The 15,406-nt window shown below is 73.4% G+C and carries 15 protein-coding genes and 1 tRNA gene; 7 read left to right on the plus strand and 9 right to left on the minus strand.

What is annotated here, in order from left to right; all coding sequences use genetic code 11:
- Positions 1 to 107: 107 nt before the first annotated feature.
- Entirely contained in the window at positions 108 to 1,112 is a 1,005-nt protein-coding gene (locus KOV94_RS18140; protein WP_225916960.1) for a hypothetical protein, read from the minus strand.
- Positions 1,113 to 1,242: 130 nt separating this feature from the next.
- Here KOV94_RS18140 and KOV94_RS18145 point away from each other — a divergent pair, with 130 nt between their 5' ends.
- Positions 1,243 to 1,782: a peptidylprolyl isomerase gene (locus KOV94_RS18145; protein ID WP_124342776.1), complete on the plus strand. Its 540-nt coding sequence runs from the start codon at positions 1,243 to 1,245 to the stop codon at positions 1,780 to 1,782.
- A gap of 153 nt (positions 1,783 to 1,935) precedes the next feature.
- Positions 1,936 to 2,673: a rhomboid family intramembrane serine protease gene (locus KOV94_RS18150; protein ID WP_308160645.1), complete on the plus strand. Its 738-nt coding sequence runs from the start codon at positions 1,936 to 1,938 to the stop codon at positions 2,671 to 2,673.
- A 392-nt stretch (positions 2,674 to 3,065) separates the two neighbouring features.
- On the opposite strand, the gene KOV94_RS18155 is transcribed toward KOV94_RS18150, so the two are convergent.
- Positions 3,066 to 3,314, minus strand: coding sequence for a cell division protein CrgA (locus KOV94_RS18155; RefSeq protein WP_124342778.1), 249 nt, complete (start codon positions 3,312 to 3,314; stop codon positions 3,066 to 3,068).
- A gap of 179 nt (positions 3,315 to 3,493) precedes the next feature.
- On the opposite strand from KOV94_RS18155, the gene KOV94_RS18160 reads away from it, so the two are divergent.
- Genes KOV94_RS18160 through KOV94_RS18175 form a run of 4 tightly spaced genes read left to right on the plus strand, consistent with a single transcriptional unit; the run spans position 3,494 to position 5,980 of the window.
- Complete coding sequence (locus KOV94_RS18160; protein ID WP_218052809.1) at positions 3,494 to 4,339, plus strand: DUF881 domain-containing protein; 846 nt, start codon at positions 3,494 to 3,496, stop codon at positions 4,337 to 4,339.
- The gene (locus KOV94_RS18165; protein ID WP_218052810.1) at positions 4,332 to 5,159 is read left to right on the plus strand and encodes a class E sortase; all 828 of its coding nucleotides are present in this window, start codon (positions 4,332 to 4,334) and stop codon (positions 5,157 to 5,159) included. Before KOV94_RS18160 ends, KOV94_RS18165 begins: the two co-directional genes overlap by 8 nt.
- Before the next feature lie 37 nt (positions 5,160 to 5,196).
- The gene (locus KOV94_RS18170; protein WP_168676678.1) at positions 5,197 to 5,355 is read left to right on the plus strand and encodes a hypothetical protein; all 159 of its coding nucleotides are present in this window, start codon (positions 5,197 to 5,199) and stop codon (positions 5,353 to 5,355) included.
- Between the two features lies 1 nt (position 5,356).
- Positions 5,357 to 5,980, plus strand: a complete 624-nt coding sequence (locus KOV94_RS18175) for an aminodeoxychorismate/anthranilate synthase component II (RefSeq protein WP_168676681.1) — start codon at positions 5,357 to 5,359, stop codon at positions 5,978 to 5,980.
- 144 nt (positions 5,981 to 6,124) lie between these two features.
- Here the strand turns inward: KOV94_RS18175 and pknB are convergent, their stop codons facing one another.
- Genes pknB through KOV94_RS18210 form a run of 7 tightly spaced genes read right to left on the minus strand, consistent with a single transcriptional unit; the run spans position 6,125 to position 15,024 of the window.
- On the minus strand, positions 6,125 to 8,128 hold the full coding sequence (gene pknB, locus KOV94_RS18180) for a Stk1 family PASTA domain-containing Ser/Thr kinase (RefSeq protein ID WP_218052811.1): 2,004 nt from the start codon (positions 8,126 to 8,128) through the stop codon (positions 6,125 to 6,127).
- Entirely contained in the window at positions 8,128 to 9,417 is a 1,290-nt protein-coding gene (locus tag KOV94_RS18185) for a serine/threonine-protein kinase (RefSeq protein WP_218052812.1), read from the minus strand. Before KOV94_RS18185 ends, pknB begins: the two co-directional genes overlap by 1 nt.
- Positions 9,414 to 10,862 (minus strand): peptidoglycan D,D-transpeptidase FtsI family protein, encoded by a 1,449-nt coding sequence (locus KOV94_RS18190; RefSeq protein ID WP_124342784.1) that lies wholly within the window; start codon positions 10,860 to 10,862, stop codon positions 9,414 to 9,416. The genes KOV94_RS18185 and KOV94_RS18190 overlap by 4 nt, the downstream gene beginning before the upstream one ends.
- Positions 10,859 to 12,328 (minus strand): FtsW/RodA/SpoVE family cell cycle protein, encoded by a 1,470-nt coding sequence (locus KOV94_RS18195; protein WP_218052813.1) that lies wholly within the window; start codon positions 12,326 to 12,328, stop codon positions 10,859 to 10,861. The genes KOV94_RS18190 and KOV94_RS18195 overlap by 4 nt, the downstream gene beginning before the upstream one ends.
- A gap of 10 nt (positions 12,329 to 12,338) precedes the next feature.
- On the minus strand, positions 12,339 to 13,748 hold the full coding sequence (locus KOV94_RS18200; protein WP_218052814.1) for a PP2C family protein-serine/threonine phosphatase: 1,410 nt from the start codon (positions 13,746 to 13,748) through the stop codon (positions 12,339 to 12,341).
- 4 nt (positions 13,749 to 13,752) lie between these two features.
- A complete protein-coding gene (locus KOV94_RS18205) occupies positions 13,753 to 14,307 on the minus strand; it encodes an FHA domain-containing protein FhaB/FipA (protein ID WP_218052815.1) in 555 nt (184 codons plus the stop codon).
- A 9-nt stretch (positions 14,308 to 14,316) separates the two neighbouring features.
- Positions 14,317 to 15,024: an FHA domain-containing protein gene (locus tag KOV94_RS18210; protein ID WP_124342788.1), complete on the minus strand. Its 708-nt coding sequence runs from the start codon at positions 15,022 to 15,024 to the stop codon at positions 14,317 to 14,319.
- Positions 15,025 to 15,280: 256 nt separating this feature from the next.
- On the opposite strand from KOV94_RS18210, the gene KOV94_RS18215 reads away from it, so the two are divergent.
- A tRNA-Leu gene (locus tag KOV94_RS18215) sits at positions 15,281 to 15,363 on the plus strand.
- Positions 15,364 to 15,406: the final 43 nt, after the last annotated feature.

Below are 15,406 nucleotides of genomic sequence, written 5' to 3' on the forward strand. Positions count from 1 at the left end.
CGCCGACCTGCCACGACGCCCCTCTCCGGACAGCACCACGCCCCCCGGGCTCGAGGCCGGCGGAGGGCGTGGGAACCTGCAGCCCGGCTCATGGCCGGGGACCCGGGTCAGACCGAGGGAGTGTCCTTCTGGTCGTCCGTCGTCGGGTTCACGACGGGGTCGGGCGTCGGCTCGGCGGACCCGGCGTCGACCGTCTTCGGCGCGGTGCGACGCACGCGCTTCGCGGCCTCCGTCGCGCCGTCCTTGGCCTCGGTGACCTTCTCCGTGAGGTCGTCGCGCGCCTCGGCGACCTTCTCGGCGGCCTTGCGGGTCGCGTCACGGCCCTTGGCGACGGCTGCCCCGGCGGCCTCCCCCACGGCGTCCGCGGCGTCGCCGACCTTGTCCGTCAGGTCGTGGCGGGCCTCCTGCGCGCGCGACTTGAAGTCGTGCGACGACGACCCGAGCGAGTCGGACGGCTCCCACGGCTCGGCCCACGGGTCGACCTGCGACCGCGACCGGCTCCAGGCGACGGCAGCGGCGCCGACCGCGGCGACGCCCGCGACGACCCAGAACACCTTCGCGCCGGTGTGCTTGCGCTCCTTCTCGGCCGCCGCAGCGGCAGCGGCAGCCGCCGCCGCTGCCTTGGCGGCGCGCTTCGCGGCCTTCTTGCTCGTGTCGGAGGAGACGTCCGCGGCCTTCTCCACCGCGGCGCCGGCCTTGACGGCGGCCTCGTTCATCGCGGCGACCAGGCGGGGCAGCAGGTCGTCGACGAGCTTGTCGTGCGCGGTGTCGATCGCGGGCGACGCCTTCGCGGCGGCCTGCTCGACCTTCGGCGCCGCGGCGATGAGGCTCTCCTTGTACGCGTGCTCGACGCGCGGCAGGAGCCACTCGACGAACGCCTCGACACGTGGCGTCGTCCACTCCTTGGCGTGCACCGCGGCGTCGGACGCCTTCGAGGCGGCACCCTTCGCGCCGATCGCGGCCGCGATCTTGGCCTGCGCCGCCTTGTCGGCGAGCGTGGCGGCCAGCTCGGCGGCCTGCTCCTTCACCTGCTCCGTGTCGACGTCGATCGTCGTGCGGCTCTTGCTGAAGCCCATCGTCACTCCCGGCTGCTGTGCGGGCGGGTGGGGCATGACCCATCCGCGCTGGTCGGCGGCACTGGAGTCCCACTCTGCCACCGGACCTGCTGGGATGCAGTCCGGAGGGGCGAGCGAGCACCCGTCCGCCTCTCGCACCGCGGGCCCTGCGTGCGAGACTGTCGGCATGTTCGCGACCCTGCACACGTCCGCCGGTGACATCCGGATCGAGCTGTTCCCGAACCACGCGCCGCGCACCGTCGAGAACTTCGTCGGCCTGGCGAACGGCTCCAAGCCGTGGACCGACCCCGCGACCGGTGAGCAGCGCACCGACGCGCTCTACTCGAACCTCGTCTTCCACCGCGTGATCGACGGCTTCATGATCCAGGGCGGCGACCCGCTCGGCACCGGCCGCGGCGGCCCGGGCTACACGTTCGACGACGAGATCCACCCCGAGCTCGCGTTCTCCGAGCCCTACCTGCTCGCGATGGCGAACGCCGGCAAGCGCATGGACCCGACGACGGGCAAGGTCGGCGGCACCAACGGCTCGCAGTTCTTCATCTCCGTCGCGCCGACGACGTGGCTCAACGGCAAGCACACGATCTTCGGCAAGGTCGCCGACGACGAGAGCCGCGCCGTGGTCGACGCGATCGCCACCGCGCCGACGCGGCCCGGCGACCGTCCCGTCCAGGACATCGTCCTGCAGTCGGTGTCGATCGAGGACTGAGCGGTCCCCATCTCCGAGAACCCCACGCCGGACGCGGCCGCACCGCCGGTCTGCCCACGACACCCCGAGCGGGTGTCGTACGTACGCTGCCAGCGGTGCGGCCGGCCCGTGTGCCCGGACTGCCAGCGCCCGGCCGCGGTCGGCGTGCAGTGCGTGGACTGCGTCGCCGAGGCGTCGCGCGGTGCGCGCCCGGTGCGGACCGCGCTCGGTGGCCGGCGGCGCGAGGGTCGCCCGGTCGTCACGTTCACGATCATCGGCCTGTGCGTCGTGAGCTTCGTGCTCCAGCAGGTCGTCCCCGGGTGGACGGCCCGGTGGCTGTTCGTCCCCGTGCTGCCCGACGCGTTCGGGCTGCCGGTCGCGACGCTCGAGGCGGAGCCGTGGCGGTTCCTCTCCGCGGCGTTCCTGCACTCCCCCGGCGGCGTCGTGCACCTCGCCGTCAACATGCTCGCGCTGTGGATGATCGGCCCGTACCTCGAGCAGGCGCTCGGTCGGGCCCGGTTCGTCACCCTCTACCTGCTGAGCGCGCTCGGCGGGTCCGTGGCCGTCGTGCTGCTCGCCGACGCGCTCGACGCCTGGCACGTCGGCGTGCTCGGGGCGTCGGGCGCGATCTTCGGCCTGTTCGGCGCAGTGCTCGTCGTGATGCGACGGCTCGGCGGCGACGTGCGCGGCATCCTCGTCGTCATCGGGCTCAACGTCGTCGTCGGCTTCGTGGTGTCGGGCATCTCGTGGCCCGCGCACCTGGGCGGCCTGTTCACGGGCCTGGCCCTCGGCGCCGCCTACGCCTACGCCCCGGTGGCGCGCCGCCGGCAGGTCGCGGTCGTGGCGCCGGTCGTCGCGTCCGTGCTGGTGGGAGCCGCGTGGCTCGCGTACGCGGCGGTCGGGCTCGTCTGACCCTGGTCGGCTCGTCCGACTCGTCCCCAGGTGGCGCGCGTCACCCGTGTACGACGGCCGCTCTGTCCACAGCCTGTTGACCTGGGCGAACGCCGCCTCTGTCCCCAGTGGTGCACAACCCTGTGCATAACTACACGGCTGTAGTTCCACAGCTGTGAGCAACCTTGGGGACGGCCCCGACGGCCCTGGATCGTTCGTCAGGACGGCCTGTGAGGATGCTACGAGACGGGTCTGACATCGCCTCGGGGCCCGTCGTCGAGCCGTGCTCGGTCAGGGAATTCCTGCCAGCGGACGAGGTGCGCCCGCCAGGACGCGCCTCGGTGTCCGGGGGAACGACGACGGCGGGGCAGGTCGTCGTCGACCCACCCCGCCGTCCAGTCCTCGGCGCCGCGTCAGCGCCAGCGCGTCGTCATCCCGAAGCCCGCGATGATGAGCGTGAAGCCCACCGCCAGGTTCCACTGGCCGATGCCGGGGATCGGGTAGTCCGAGCCCGTCAGGTACGTGATCACGATCCACACGAGGCCGACGAGCATCAGCCCGAGCATCACGGGGACGAACCACGGCGGGTTCGGCTTGGGGCCGGCCGACTTCTCGGGCGGCGGGATGTACGCGGCCTTCTTGCGCGACCTCGACTCAGGCACGTCCGGGCTCCTGTCCAGCGGCGGTACGTGACGCGGGGCGTCACGCGAACGGACGGCGACGGGGTGTCACCGTGCGACAACGATGTGGCGTGGACGTCACGCACCGTCACGGGCGCCACGCAACGTGACCTAGCGTAGTGGGCACCAGCCCCGCGCCCGACCCTCTCGAGAGGACGACCGTGACCGAGCACTCCCACCGTGCGCGGCGTCTCCTCGCGCGCGGGACGCTCTCGGTCGCCGTCGTGCTGGCGCTGTCGGGCGCGCTGTTCGCGGCCAACGCGCGGTTCGCGCAGGCCAACGAGGGGGAGCGGCACCCGCAGGACCTCGCCGGCCTCGCGAGCGTGCAGAACGACCGCGTCGCGCGGTTGTCGACCGAGGTCGACGACCTGCGGACCGAGGTGGACACGCTCGCCGAGGACGGCAGCGCCGACGCGAGCACCCAGCCCGGGGAACCCGGCGCGGGCTACGTCGTCGAGGGCGGGGCCACACCCGTCACCGGTCCCGGGATCACGGTGCAGCTCGAGGACGCGCCCGCGCGCGAGGGCGTCGACCAGGACGTGCTGCTCGTGCACCAGCAGGACATCCAGAACGTCATGAACGCCCTCTGGGCGGGCGGCGCCGAGGCGATGACGCTCCAGGGGCAGCGGGTGATCTCCACGAGCGCGTTCTGGTGCGTCGGCAACGTGCTCAAGCTGCACGGCCGCGTCTACTCGCCGCCGTACGTCATCGAGGCCATCGGCGACCCGTCCGACCTGCGCGACGGCCTCGCCGCGTCGCCCGCCGTCGGGCTGTACCTCCGCGACGTCAAGGCCGTCGGCCTCGGCTGGTCCGTGAGCCAGTCCGACGCGATGGAGATGCCCGCCTACTCGGGTGCGACCGAGCTCGAGTACGCCCGCGTCCCCGACGGCGTCGAGATCCTGCCCGGCCTCGAGGCCGCCGAGGAGGCCGCGAAGGACGAGGCCCGCGCGACCGCGCAGACCCGCAGCACGACCACGCCGACAGGCCCGGGGGGCGACGATGACTGACCCCGCGACCACGGCGACCGCGACGCCCGACGGGCCCGCTGACCAGCCGGTCCGCACGCGGCGCAGCAGCCGTCCCCGGCGGGGTGCGAGCCCTGCGCGGCAGCGCGCCTACGCGGCCGTCGGCGTCGTCGGCGAGGTGCTCATCACGCTCGGCGTCCTGCTCTTCGCGTTCCTCGCCTGGCAGCTGTGGTGGACCGACGTCGAGGGCAACCGCGCGCAGGCCGAGATCGTCCGCGACCTCGACTGGGAGGTCGCGCCGACCCCCGAGCCCAGCGCCACCGAGACCGGTCCGCTCGTCGCCGAGCCGCGCCGCGACGAGCCGCCCGTCCTGGCCGAGCCCCCGCACGCGACCACCTTCGCGACGATCCAGGTCCCGCGGTGGGCGGGCGAGCCCGAGCGTCCCGTCAGCCAGGGCACCGACCGGGCCACCGTGCTCGACGTGCTCGGCGTCGGGCACTACGAGGGCACCGCGATGCCGGGCGGCGTGGGCAACTTCGCGCTCGCGGGCCACCGCACCACCTACGCGAAGCCGTTCAACCGCGTCGCGGAGCTGCAGGTGGGCGACCCGATCGTCGTCCGCACGTCCGACACCTGGTACGTCTACCGCGTCACGTCGACGGAGATCGTCATGCCGTCGCAGGTCGACGTCATCGCGCCCGTCCCCGGCGACCCGGGTGCCACGCCCACCGAGCGGTTCATCACGCTCACGACGTGCCACCCGATGTTCTCCGCGCGGGAACGGTTCATCGTGCACGGCACGTTCGACTACTGGGCGCCCGTGACGGACGGGACCCCCGCCGAGCTGCTGCCGGCCGCATGATGGGCGCTCGGCGACACCACGTGACAGGAGGCCGATGATGTACGGGTGGCTCTGGCGGCACCTGCCGGGTCCGTCCGTCGTCCGGGCGCTGATCCTGGCGGTCGCCGCGTTCCTCGTGCTCGCCGCGTGCTTCCTGTGGGTGTTCCCGGCGGTCGCGCCGTTCATGCCGTTCAACGAGACCACCGTGGGGGAGTGACGTGACCCGGATCCTGGTGATCGACAACTACGACTCGTTCGTCTACACGATCGTCGGCTACCTCAACCAGCTCGGTGCGGAGACCGTGGTCGTGCGCAACGACGCCGTCCCGCCGCTGTCCGAGCGCGAGGACTTCGACGGTGTCCTCGTGTCCCCCGGCCCGGGCACGCCCGCCGAGGCCGGCCAGAGCATGCAGGTGATCCGCGACTGCGCCGAGACCGGCACGCCCATGCTCGGCGTCTGCCTCGGCCACCAGGCGCTCGGCGAGGTGTTCGGCGGGACCGTCACGCACGCGCCCGAGCTCATGCACGGCAAGACGAGCGAGGTCGAGCACCACGGCGACGGCGTGCTCGTCGGGCTGCCGACGCCGTTCACCGCGACCCGGTACCACTCGCTGGCCGTCGTCGACGGGACCGTGTCCGACGACCTCGAGGTCACCGCGACCACGCACGGCATCATCATGGGCCTGCAGCACCGCACGCTCCCGCTGCACGGGGTGCAGTTCCACCCCGAGTCCGTGCTCACCGAGGGCGGGCACCGGCTGCTCGCCAACTGGCTGGCCGTCTGCGGCGACGACGAGGCCGTCGCGCGGTCGGAGGGCCTGCACCCGCTCGTCCGCCTCTGACGCCCGGTCGTCGGCCCACGACGCGCGGCGGACATGCGTCGGCGCCCGCACGCGCTGCCGCTGCGGCACCCGCACCCGCCCGCACCGCACGACGCGCAAGGCCCGCCCGTCCGGAGACGAGCGGGGCCTTCTGCGTGAGGCGCGCTACGGCTTGGGCGTCTGGGTCGGCTGCCCGTTGCTGTTGCCGCCTGGGCCCTTCGAGACGTGCAGGTCGATCTGCTGGCCCGGCTCGACCTCGGACCCGCCGTCGGGCTCGACGCGGATGACCGTATTCACCGGCTCCTCGGACTGCTCGTCGACGCGCCGCACGTTGGTCAGGCCGGCCTGCGCGAGCGCCTGGACCGCCTGGTCGTAGGTCATCCCGCGGAGGTTGTCCGGGACCACCGGGTTCTCGGGCGCGATGGCGATCTCGATGTTGATCGTCGTGTCCTGCGGGACGAGCGAGTTCGCGGGCTTGTCCTGCGAGATCACGGTGTCGGGCGGGAACTCGTTCGTCTCCCGCTCGCGCGAGTTCGCGTTGAGGGACGCGTCGTTGAGCAGCTGCTCGGCCTCGGCACGCGTCTTGCCGGCCAGGTCGGGCACCTGCACGTTGCCGGACGAGACGAACAGCTTCACCGGGCTCCCGGACGACGCCGACTCGCCCTCGGCGGGCACGGTGCGGGTGACACGGCCCTTGGGCTGCTTCGGGTCGTCCTCCGAGGTGCGGTTCGGGTCGACCGTGAGCCCGGCGGCCTCGATCGCGGCGACGGCCTCCTGCTCCGTCATGCCGGCCAGGCCCGTCGGGACGGTGGTGGTCGCGGGGCCGGTGGAGAACGTGACGGTCACGTTGTCGAGCTTCTCGACGGGGGTGTCGGCCGCGGGGTCGGACTTGATGGCCTCGCCCTCGGGCACCGTGTCGGACGGCTCCTCGGCGGGCGTGAACTGCAGCTCCGCGTCCTCGATCGCCGCCTTCGCCTCGTCGCGCGTCATGCCGACCACGTTCGGGACGGTGAGCTCCTCGGGAGCGTTGTCCCGCGAGTTCGCGACGAGGAGCGCGATGATCCCGGCGACGGCGAGCACGGCGATGCCGATGAGCACCCACATGAGCCACGGCTTGCGGCGCTGGTCCTCGTCGTCCTCGGGGAGGCCGGCGGGCGTCGTCGGCTGCAGACCGGTCTGCGCCCACGGCGACGTCGGTGCCATCGCCTGCGTCGCGGCCACGGCGGGCGGTGCCATGACCTGGGTCGCGTCGGCGGCGGCCACGGCGGCTCCCGCGGCGATGACGCCGACCGCGGGCGCGTTGACCACACCGCCGCGCAGCACGGCCTCGAGGTCGGCGCGGAACTCCGCGGCCGTCGAGTAGCGGGAGTCGCGCTCCTTCGCGAGCGCCTTCGCGGTGATCCGGTCGAGGGCCTCGGGGACGTCGGACGCGAACTGCGACGGTGTGGGCGCCGTCTCGCGGACGTGCTGGTAGGCGACCGCGACGGGGGAGTCGCCGGTGAACGGCGGACGGCCCGTGAGCAGCTCGAACAGCAGGCAGCCCGTCGAGTACAGGTCGGAGCGGGCGTCGACCTGCTCGCCGCGCGCCTGCTCGGGGGAGAGGTACTGGGCGGTGCCGATGACGGCCTGCGTCTGCGTCATGGTCGCCGCGGAGTCGGCCACCGCGCGGGCGATGCCGAAGTCCATGACCTTGACCGCGCCCGTCGGCGTGAGCATGACGTTCGCGGGCTTGATGTCGCGGTGCACGATGCCCGCGTGGTGCGAGTACTCGAGCGCCGACAGCACGCCGGCGGTGATCTCGACGGCCTCCTCGATGGGCACCGCGTGCCCGTCGCGCAGGATGCCGCGCACCGTGTGACCCTCGACGTACTCCATGACGATGAACGGCACGTGCGCGACGACGCCGGTCGGCTCCGTGTAGACGTCCTCGCCGGTGTCGTAGACCGCGACGATCGCCGGGTGGTTCAGGGCCGCGGCGGCCTGCGCCTCGCGCCGGAACCGGTTCTGGAAGGAGGGGTCGCGCGCGAGGTCGGAGCGCAGGATCTTGATCGCGACCGTGCGGCCGAGACGGGTGTCGTGGCCGATGTGCACCTCGGCCATGCCACCGCGCCCGATGAGCTCGCCGACCTCGTACCGTCCGCCGAGGATCCGGGATCCGTCGTCCACCACTAGGCGTCCTTCACTTCCGTCGTCAGCGGGCGCGCGGAGTCGTGACCGCGCCCGTCCACCGAGATCATCCCATCGGGACTGCCGCGACGAGGGTACTGACTGCCGTCGTCGCGTGGGGACGTGCTGTGCGCGACGACGGCCCCGGGCGGTCCGTCGAGGGGTGCGGCCCTGGTCAGGCCGTTGGCGAGGGCCGCGCCGAGCAGCGCGACCAGGAGGAGCACGAGCGCGAGCAGCGGCCACCGGAACCGCGAGAAGCGGCCCAGGCGCGGCCCGCTCGTGCGCAGCGCGGCGACGTTCACATGCCGCGGGGTGCTCGAGACGCGGGCGCGCGGCTCGTCGCGGCGCGTGCGGCGGGGCGGGTACGTCGGAGGGGCCTCGTCGGACGCGCGGCGCGCCGTCGTCACCGCGGTCGCGAACGTGTCGGCCGGGCGCGAGATCTTCGAGACCAGCACCGGGATGCCGCTCGGCGGCGTGCGCGGTACCAGCTTGTCGAACAGCCCGGCGAGCTCCTCGCCCGACTGCGGGCGCTGGGCCGGGTCCTTGGACAGCAGACGCATGACGAGCGCGGCGAGGGGCTTGTCGACGCTCGACGGCAGCGGCGGGACCGCGTTGTTGACGTGCGCGACCGCGATGTCGACCGCGGTCGGGCCCGTGAACGGGCGGTGGCCGACGAGCGCCTCGTACGCGACGACTCCCAGCGAGTACAGGTCGGACAGCGGCGTCGCGGCCTTGCCGACGGCCTGCTCGGGGGACAGGTACTGCGCGGTGCCCATGACCATGCCGGTCGCGGTCATCGTGATCTGGTTCTGCGCCAGCGAGACGCCGAAGTCGGTGATCTTCACGCGGCCGCCGCGGCCCAGCAGGATGTTGCCCGGCTTGACGTCGCGGTGCACGACGCCCGCCGTGTGGGCCGCGTGCAGGGCGCGCGCCGTCTGGGCGAGGATCGGCAGCAGCCGCCGCGGGGTCAGCACCGGCTCGCGCTCGAGCAGGTCGGACAGCGGCTCGCCGACGACCAGCTCCATCACGAGGAACGCGGAGCCGTCCTGCTCGCCGTAGTCGAACAGCTGCGCGATCGACGGGTGGTGCAGCGACGCCGAGTTGCGCGCCTCCGTGCGGAACCGCTCGAGGAAGCCGGGGTCGCCCGCGAACTCCTCCTTGAGGACCTTGACCGCGACGGGACGCGCGAGGGCGTCGTCGTGCGCCTCCCACACCTCGCCCATGCCGCCGGTCGCGATCGGCTTGATGAGCCGGTACCGGCCGTCGAGGGCCACGCCTGCTGCCGTCCTCACGATCCCAGCACCGCCTGGATCACGGCCTTCGCGATGGGCGCGGCGACGCGGCCGCCGGTCGCCTCGTTGCCGGCGCTGCCGCCGTGCTCGACGATCACCGCGACGGCCACGCGGGGCGCGTCGGCGGGCGCGAACGCGGTGAACCACGCGTGCGGCGCCTGGTCGTCGCCGGTCTGGGCCGTGCCGGTCTTCCCGGCGACCTGCACCCCCGGGATCTGCGCGGCGGTGCCCGACCCGTCGGCGACCACACCGACCATCATGTCGCGCAGCGCGGCGGCGGTCCCGGGCGACACGGCGGTCGACAGCAGCTTCGGCTCCGTCTCGTCGACGGTGTGCAGGTCGGCCGACCGCACCGTCTGGACGAGGTACGGCTGCATGAGCCGGCCCTCGTTGGCGATCGCGGCCGACACCATGGCCATCTGGATGGGCGTCGCGCGGACGTCGCGCTGGCCGATCGCCGAGCCCGCCGTCTCGGGTGCGTCCAGGTCGTCGGGGAAGACGGAGGGCACGACGACCGTGGGGATGGTGAACCCTTCGTTGAAGCCGAACCGCTCGGCCTGCGTGCGGATCGCGTCGTCGCCCAGGTCGAGGCCGAGCTGCGCGAACGACGTGTTGCACGAGACGCGCAGCGCGTCCGCGAGCGTGATGGGGTCGGCGCCGCACCCGCCGCCGCCGAAGTTGCCGACCGTCGCGGTGGTCTGCGGCAGGTCGAGCTCGACCGGTGCGGGCAGCGGCGACTGGGGCGTGTACGAGCCGCTCTCGAGGGCTGCCGCGGCCGTGACCAGCTTGAACGTCGACCCGGGCGGGTAGACCTCCTTGGTCGCGTTGCTGCGCAGCGGGTTGCCCTCGGCGGTCGACAGCGCGGAGAACGCCTCGCCGGCCGCCTTCGTGTCGTGCGTCGCCAGGGCGTTCGGGTCGAAGCCGGGCGTCGAGACGAGCGCGAGGATCTTGCCCGTCGACGGCTCGATCGCGACGACCGCGCCCTCCTGGTCGCCGAGCCCGTCGCGTGCCGCCTGCTGCGCGGCCGGGAGCAGCGTCGTCTCGACCGCCGCACCCTCGGGCCGGCGGCCGGTGAGCACGTCGCGCACGCGCGTGAAGAACAGCTGGTCACCGCGGCCGGTGAGCGCGTCGTTGGCCGCGAGCTCGAGCTCCGTGCGGCCGTTGACCACCGAGTAGAAGCCGGTGACCGCGGACCAGAGGTCGCCGCCCGTGTACGAGCGCTGGTAGCCGAACGCGTCGTCGACGGGCGCGGACGACGCGACGGCCTCGCCCGCGACGACGATCGGGCCGCGCGCGTTGCCGAACTCGCGGTACAGCGTGCGGACGTTGCGCGGGTCGTTGTTGAGCGAGTCCGCCTGGACGTACTGCACCCACGTCGTGCCGCCCATGAGCACGACGAACATGACGAGGACCACGGTGGCGAGGCGGCGCAGGGGAGTGTTCACGACAGCCCCTCGATCCGCTCGGTGGGCTGGTCGCCGCCGGTCGGGCCCGCGGTGCCGCCGCCGCCGTTCGCTCGCGCCGCGGACGCGACCGGCGTGCCGACCTCGGGTGTCAGGACCGCGCGCACGACGGGTGCGGGCCGGCGGGCCTCGTCGGAGATGCGCAGCAGCAGCGCGACGATGACCCAGTTCGCGACCAGCGACGAGCCTCCGTACGCGAGGAACGGCGTCGTGAGGCCCGTCAGCGGGATCAGGCGCGTCACGCCGCCGACGACGACGAACGTCTGGAAGGCGACGACGAACGCGAGGCCGCCCGCGAGCAGCTTGCCGAACCCGTCGCGCACGCCGATCGCGGTCCGCATGCCGCGCTCGGTGAGGATCGTGTAGCAGAGCAGCAGCGCGAGCAGGCCCGTGAGGCCGAGCTCCTCGCCGAGGGACGCGACGATGAAGTCCGACTCGGCGTACGGGACCAGGTCGGGCCGGCCCGAACCCCAGCCCGTGCCGAACAGGCCGCCGTTCGCGAGCCCGAACAGGCCGCGCACGAGCTGCCCGGAGCCGCCCGGGAACCGGTCGAAGATCTCCTGGTCGAACGGGTGCAGCCACGCGTCGAAACGCGCCCCGACGTGCGGGAACGCGGTTGCGGCGACGAGTGCGCCGCCCACGAACAGCAGGAGGCCGATGACGACCCAGCTCAGCCGCTCGGTCGCGATGTAGAGCATCGCGACGAACAGGCCGAAGAGCAGCAACGACGTGCCGAGGTCGCGCTCCAGGACGAGGACCGCGAGCGAGACGCCCCAGACGATGAGGATCGGGCCCAGGTCGCGCGGGCGCGGGAGCTGCAGGCCCAGCACCTTCGGCCCGGCCAGCGCGAGCGTGTCGCGGTGCGTCACCAGGTACCCGGCGAAGAACACGGCCAGCGCGATCTTGGCGAACTCCGCGGGTTGCATGCCGACGCCGCCGACGCGCACCCAGATCTGCGCGCCGTTGATCGACTGCCCGATGCCGGGCACCAGCGGGAGCACCACGAGCCCGAGCGCGACGATCATCGCCGTGTACGTGTAGCGGCGCAGCGTCCGGTGGTCCCGCAGCAGCACGAGCACGAGCGCGGCCAGCACCACGGAGATCGCGGTCCAGCCGAGCTGCCGCTCGGCGAACCCGGCGGCCTTGTCGCGCGCCTCGTACGCGATGTCGATCCGGTAGATCATCGCCAGGCCGACGCCGTTGAGCGCGACCGCGACCGGCAGGATCACCGGGTCCGCGTACGGCGCGCGCCACCGCAGCACCAGGTGCAGCGCCACCGCGAGGCCCGTCAGGCCCGCCGCGTACCCGATGACGTCCGCGGGCACGCTGCCGTCGATGCCGAGGCCCACGAGGGCGTAGCCGGCCACGGCGATCGCGAGCGCCAGCACGAGCAGGCCGAGCTCGACGCCGCGCCCCGCCCGCACCTGGTGCGGCTGCACGGTCGCCATCACGTCCACCTCACGGGCTGGTCACCCCGGCAGCAGGGTCGACCGCAGGAGCCGTGGTCGGCTGCGGGGCCGGCAGGAGCGGGGTCGCCGTCGGCGTGGGCGTCCGGGTCGGCTCGTCGGCCTGCTCCTCGGCGTCCTGCTCGAGCATCCGGACCAGGTCGCGCGCGTCCTCCAGGGACGTCGCGTGGATCGTCTGCTCGACGCGTCCGCGCAGGTAGGCGGAGCCGAGGTCGTCCATCGACGTGCCCGACCGCTCGACGACCGTCGACAGCGCGACCGGGCCGAGGGTCTGCGGCAGGCCGCGGAGGATCACGACCTCGCCGTCGGAGTCCGCGACGTAGTACTGCGTCTGCGTCCACAGGTAGCCGAGCACCAGCACCGCGGCCGTCAGGAGACCCGCGAAGGTCCACACGAGACCGGGGCGCACGCGGCGGCGCCCGGCAGGCACGTCGTCGTCCTCGTCCTCGTCACCCACCGTGCCGACGGTGACCGGGACCGCGGGCAGGTCGGCCGGGTCGTCGTCCTCGTCGTCCGCGGGTTCCTGCGTCTTCTTCTGGCGGGCGGCCGACTGCGCGAGCGACGCCGCGCGTGCCGCCGGGCCGTCCACCGCCGACGTCGGGTCGTTGCGCGTCGTCGCCGCCGCACCCACGACCGTCGCCGCCGTCGTCGGGCCCGCGCCGTCGGCGACGTCGTCGAGCTCGATGACGTCCGCCAGCACCACGGTCACGTTGTCGCCGCCGCCCGCGCGCAGCGCGAGCTGCACCAGCCGGTCCGCGCACGCGTCGACGTCCGCGATCGTGCGCAGCGTCTCCTCGATCGTGTCCGCGCTGACGAAGCCCGACAGGCCGTCCGAGCACAGCAGCCAGCGGTCGCCCGGACGCGCCTCCCGGACCGACAGGTCGGGCGTGACCTCCGCGTCGAAGTCGCCCAGCACGCGCATCACGACCGACCGCTGCGGGTGGTGCTCGGCCTCCTCCGGCGTGATCCGGCCGATGTCCACCAGGTGCTGCACGAACGTGTGGTCCGTCGTGACCTGCGTCAGCACGCCGTCCCGGAACAGGTACCCCCGCGAGTCACCCAGGTGCACCATCGCGAGCTTGTTGCCCGCGCGCAGGATCGCGATGACCGTCGTGCCCATGCCCGCGAGGTCCGGGTCCGCGTCGACGCGCGCCAGCAGGTCGTCGCGCGCCGACTCCAGTGCCGCCTCGAGCTGGTCCAGCGCGTCGTCCGGACCGTGCGACTCCCCGTCGAGCGGGGCGAACGCCGCGACCGCGACCGACGACGCCACGTCGCCGCCCGCGTGCCCGCCCATGCCGTCCGCGACCATGAGCAGGTGCGGACCCGCGTAGGCGGAGTCCTGGTTGTTCGTGCGCACGAGCCCGACGTCCGAGCGCGCCGCGTACCTGAGGGCGACGGTCACCGGGTTACCTCTGCAGCTCGAGCACGCTCTGTCCCACGCGGACCGGTGTACCGGTCGGCAGGGGGATCGGTCCGTCGACGCGCTGGTCGGCCAGGAACGTCCCGTTCGTCGAGCCGAGGTCCTCCACGAACCACTGGCCGTCCTGCGGGAAGACGCGCGCGTGCCGGGAGGAGGAGTAGTCGTCGTCGAGGACCAGCGTGCAGGACGGCGCACGGCCGATGAGCACCGGCGCCGTGCCGAGGGGGACGATCGTGCCGCGCAGCGGACCCTCCGTCACGACGAGCTTGCGCGGGCCGGAGCCGCTGCGCGCCGCACGCGGGGTGCGGACGGGGGCGGACGCGGCCGGGGCGGGGGCCGCCGCGGGGGTCGGGGCGACTGCGGCCGCGTCGACGGGCTGCGGACGGGCCGGCGCGGCTGACGCCGCACGGTTGGCCCGGCGACGGTCCGTGATGCGCGTGCCGTACAGGTCGCGGCGCAGCACGCTGATCGCCGACAGCACCAGGACCCACAGCAGTGCGAGGTACCCCAGCCGCAGCAGGGTGATCGTCAGCTCACTCATGCGCCGGCGTCACTCGTCCAGGTCCGGCTCGCCGCCCGTCCAGAACAGGATCCGGGTGCGGCCGATCATGAGGGTGTTGCCGTCGACCAGCGTCGCCGCCGGGACGTGGTGCCCCTCCACGTACAGGCCGTTCGTCGAGCCCATGTCCGAGGCGATCACGCCGTCCGGCGTCACCCGGATCTCCAGGTGGCGGCGCGAGACGCCCGGGTCGTCGACGATGATGTCCGCCTCCGAGCCGCGGCCGATCACCGTCACCGGGCCCGTGAGGATGTAGCGCTGGTCGTCCACGATCAGCAGCGGGTGGCGCGACGTCGGCGCCGTCGCCGCAGCGGGCGCGACCGCGCCGCGCACCGTCGCGCTGTGCACCCGGAAACGACCCGTGTCGAGGTCCGCGTCCTCGCCGAACGACACCGTCACCGGCCCGACGAACGCGTAGCGCTGGCTCGCGGCGTGCTCGGTGACGGTCGCGGCGAACTCGTCCGCCATCGCCTCCGCGCCCCACTCCTCCACGTGGTCGTAGTCGGCAGACGCGAGCTCGATCGTGAACTCGTTCGGCACCACCGTCCGGTCACGTCCCACGACCGCCGCACGGTCGTCGAGCTCCCGCCGCAGCGCGCTCGCGAGCTCCACCGGCTTCAGCTCGCTGCGGAAGGCCTTGGCGAAAGCGTTGTTCACGACGCGCTCCACGCCGTTCTCGAACTTGTCGAGGAAGCCCACGCCCACCTCCCTTACCCGTGCTGTGCCGTGGCGGCGCCGATGGTCGGTGGCCGTCCTGGACGTTGATGGTATCCGTGCCGCGCCCGCCACGGCCGGGTGAGGCGGGTGTTGTCGTGGGAGGACTCGGGGGAGGTCCCGTGCGGTGGTGGGTCGCGGCGTGCGTCCGAGCGTGTCCGGGGCGCCCGCGCGGGCGTCCTCGCACGTCATCGGGGCGGGTCGGGAACCACCCCGGCGCCGTGCTAATGTTCTCCGGCGCGCGCGAGTGGCGGAACGGCAGACGCGCTGGCTTCAGGTGCCAGTGTCCGAAAGGGCGTGGGGGTTCAAATCCCCCCTCGCGCACACTGTGATGTCGCAGGACATCGGCAACAGGCCGGACCCTCAG

Source organism: Cellulomonas algicola (assembly GCF_019024305.1).
Taxonomy (GTDB): domain Bacteria; phylum Actinomycetota; class Actinomycetes; order Actinomycetales; family Cellulomonadaceae; genus Cellulomonas; species Cellulomonas algicola.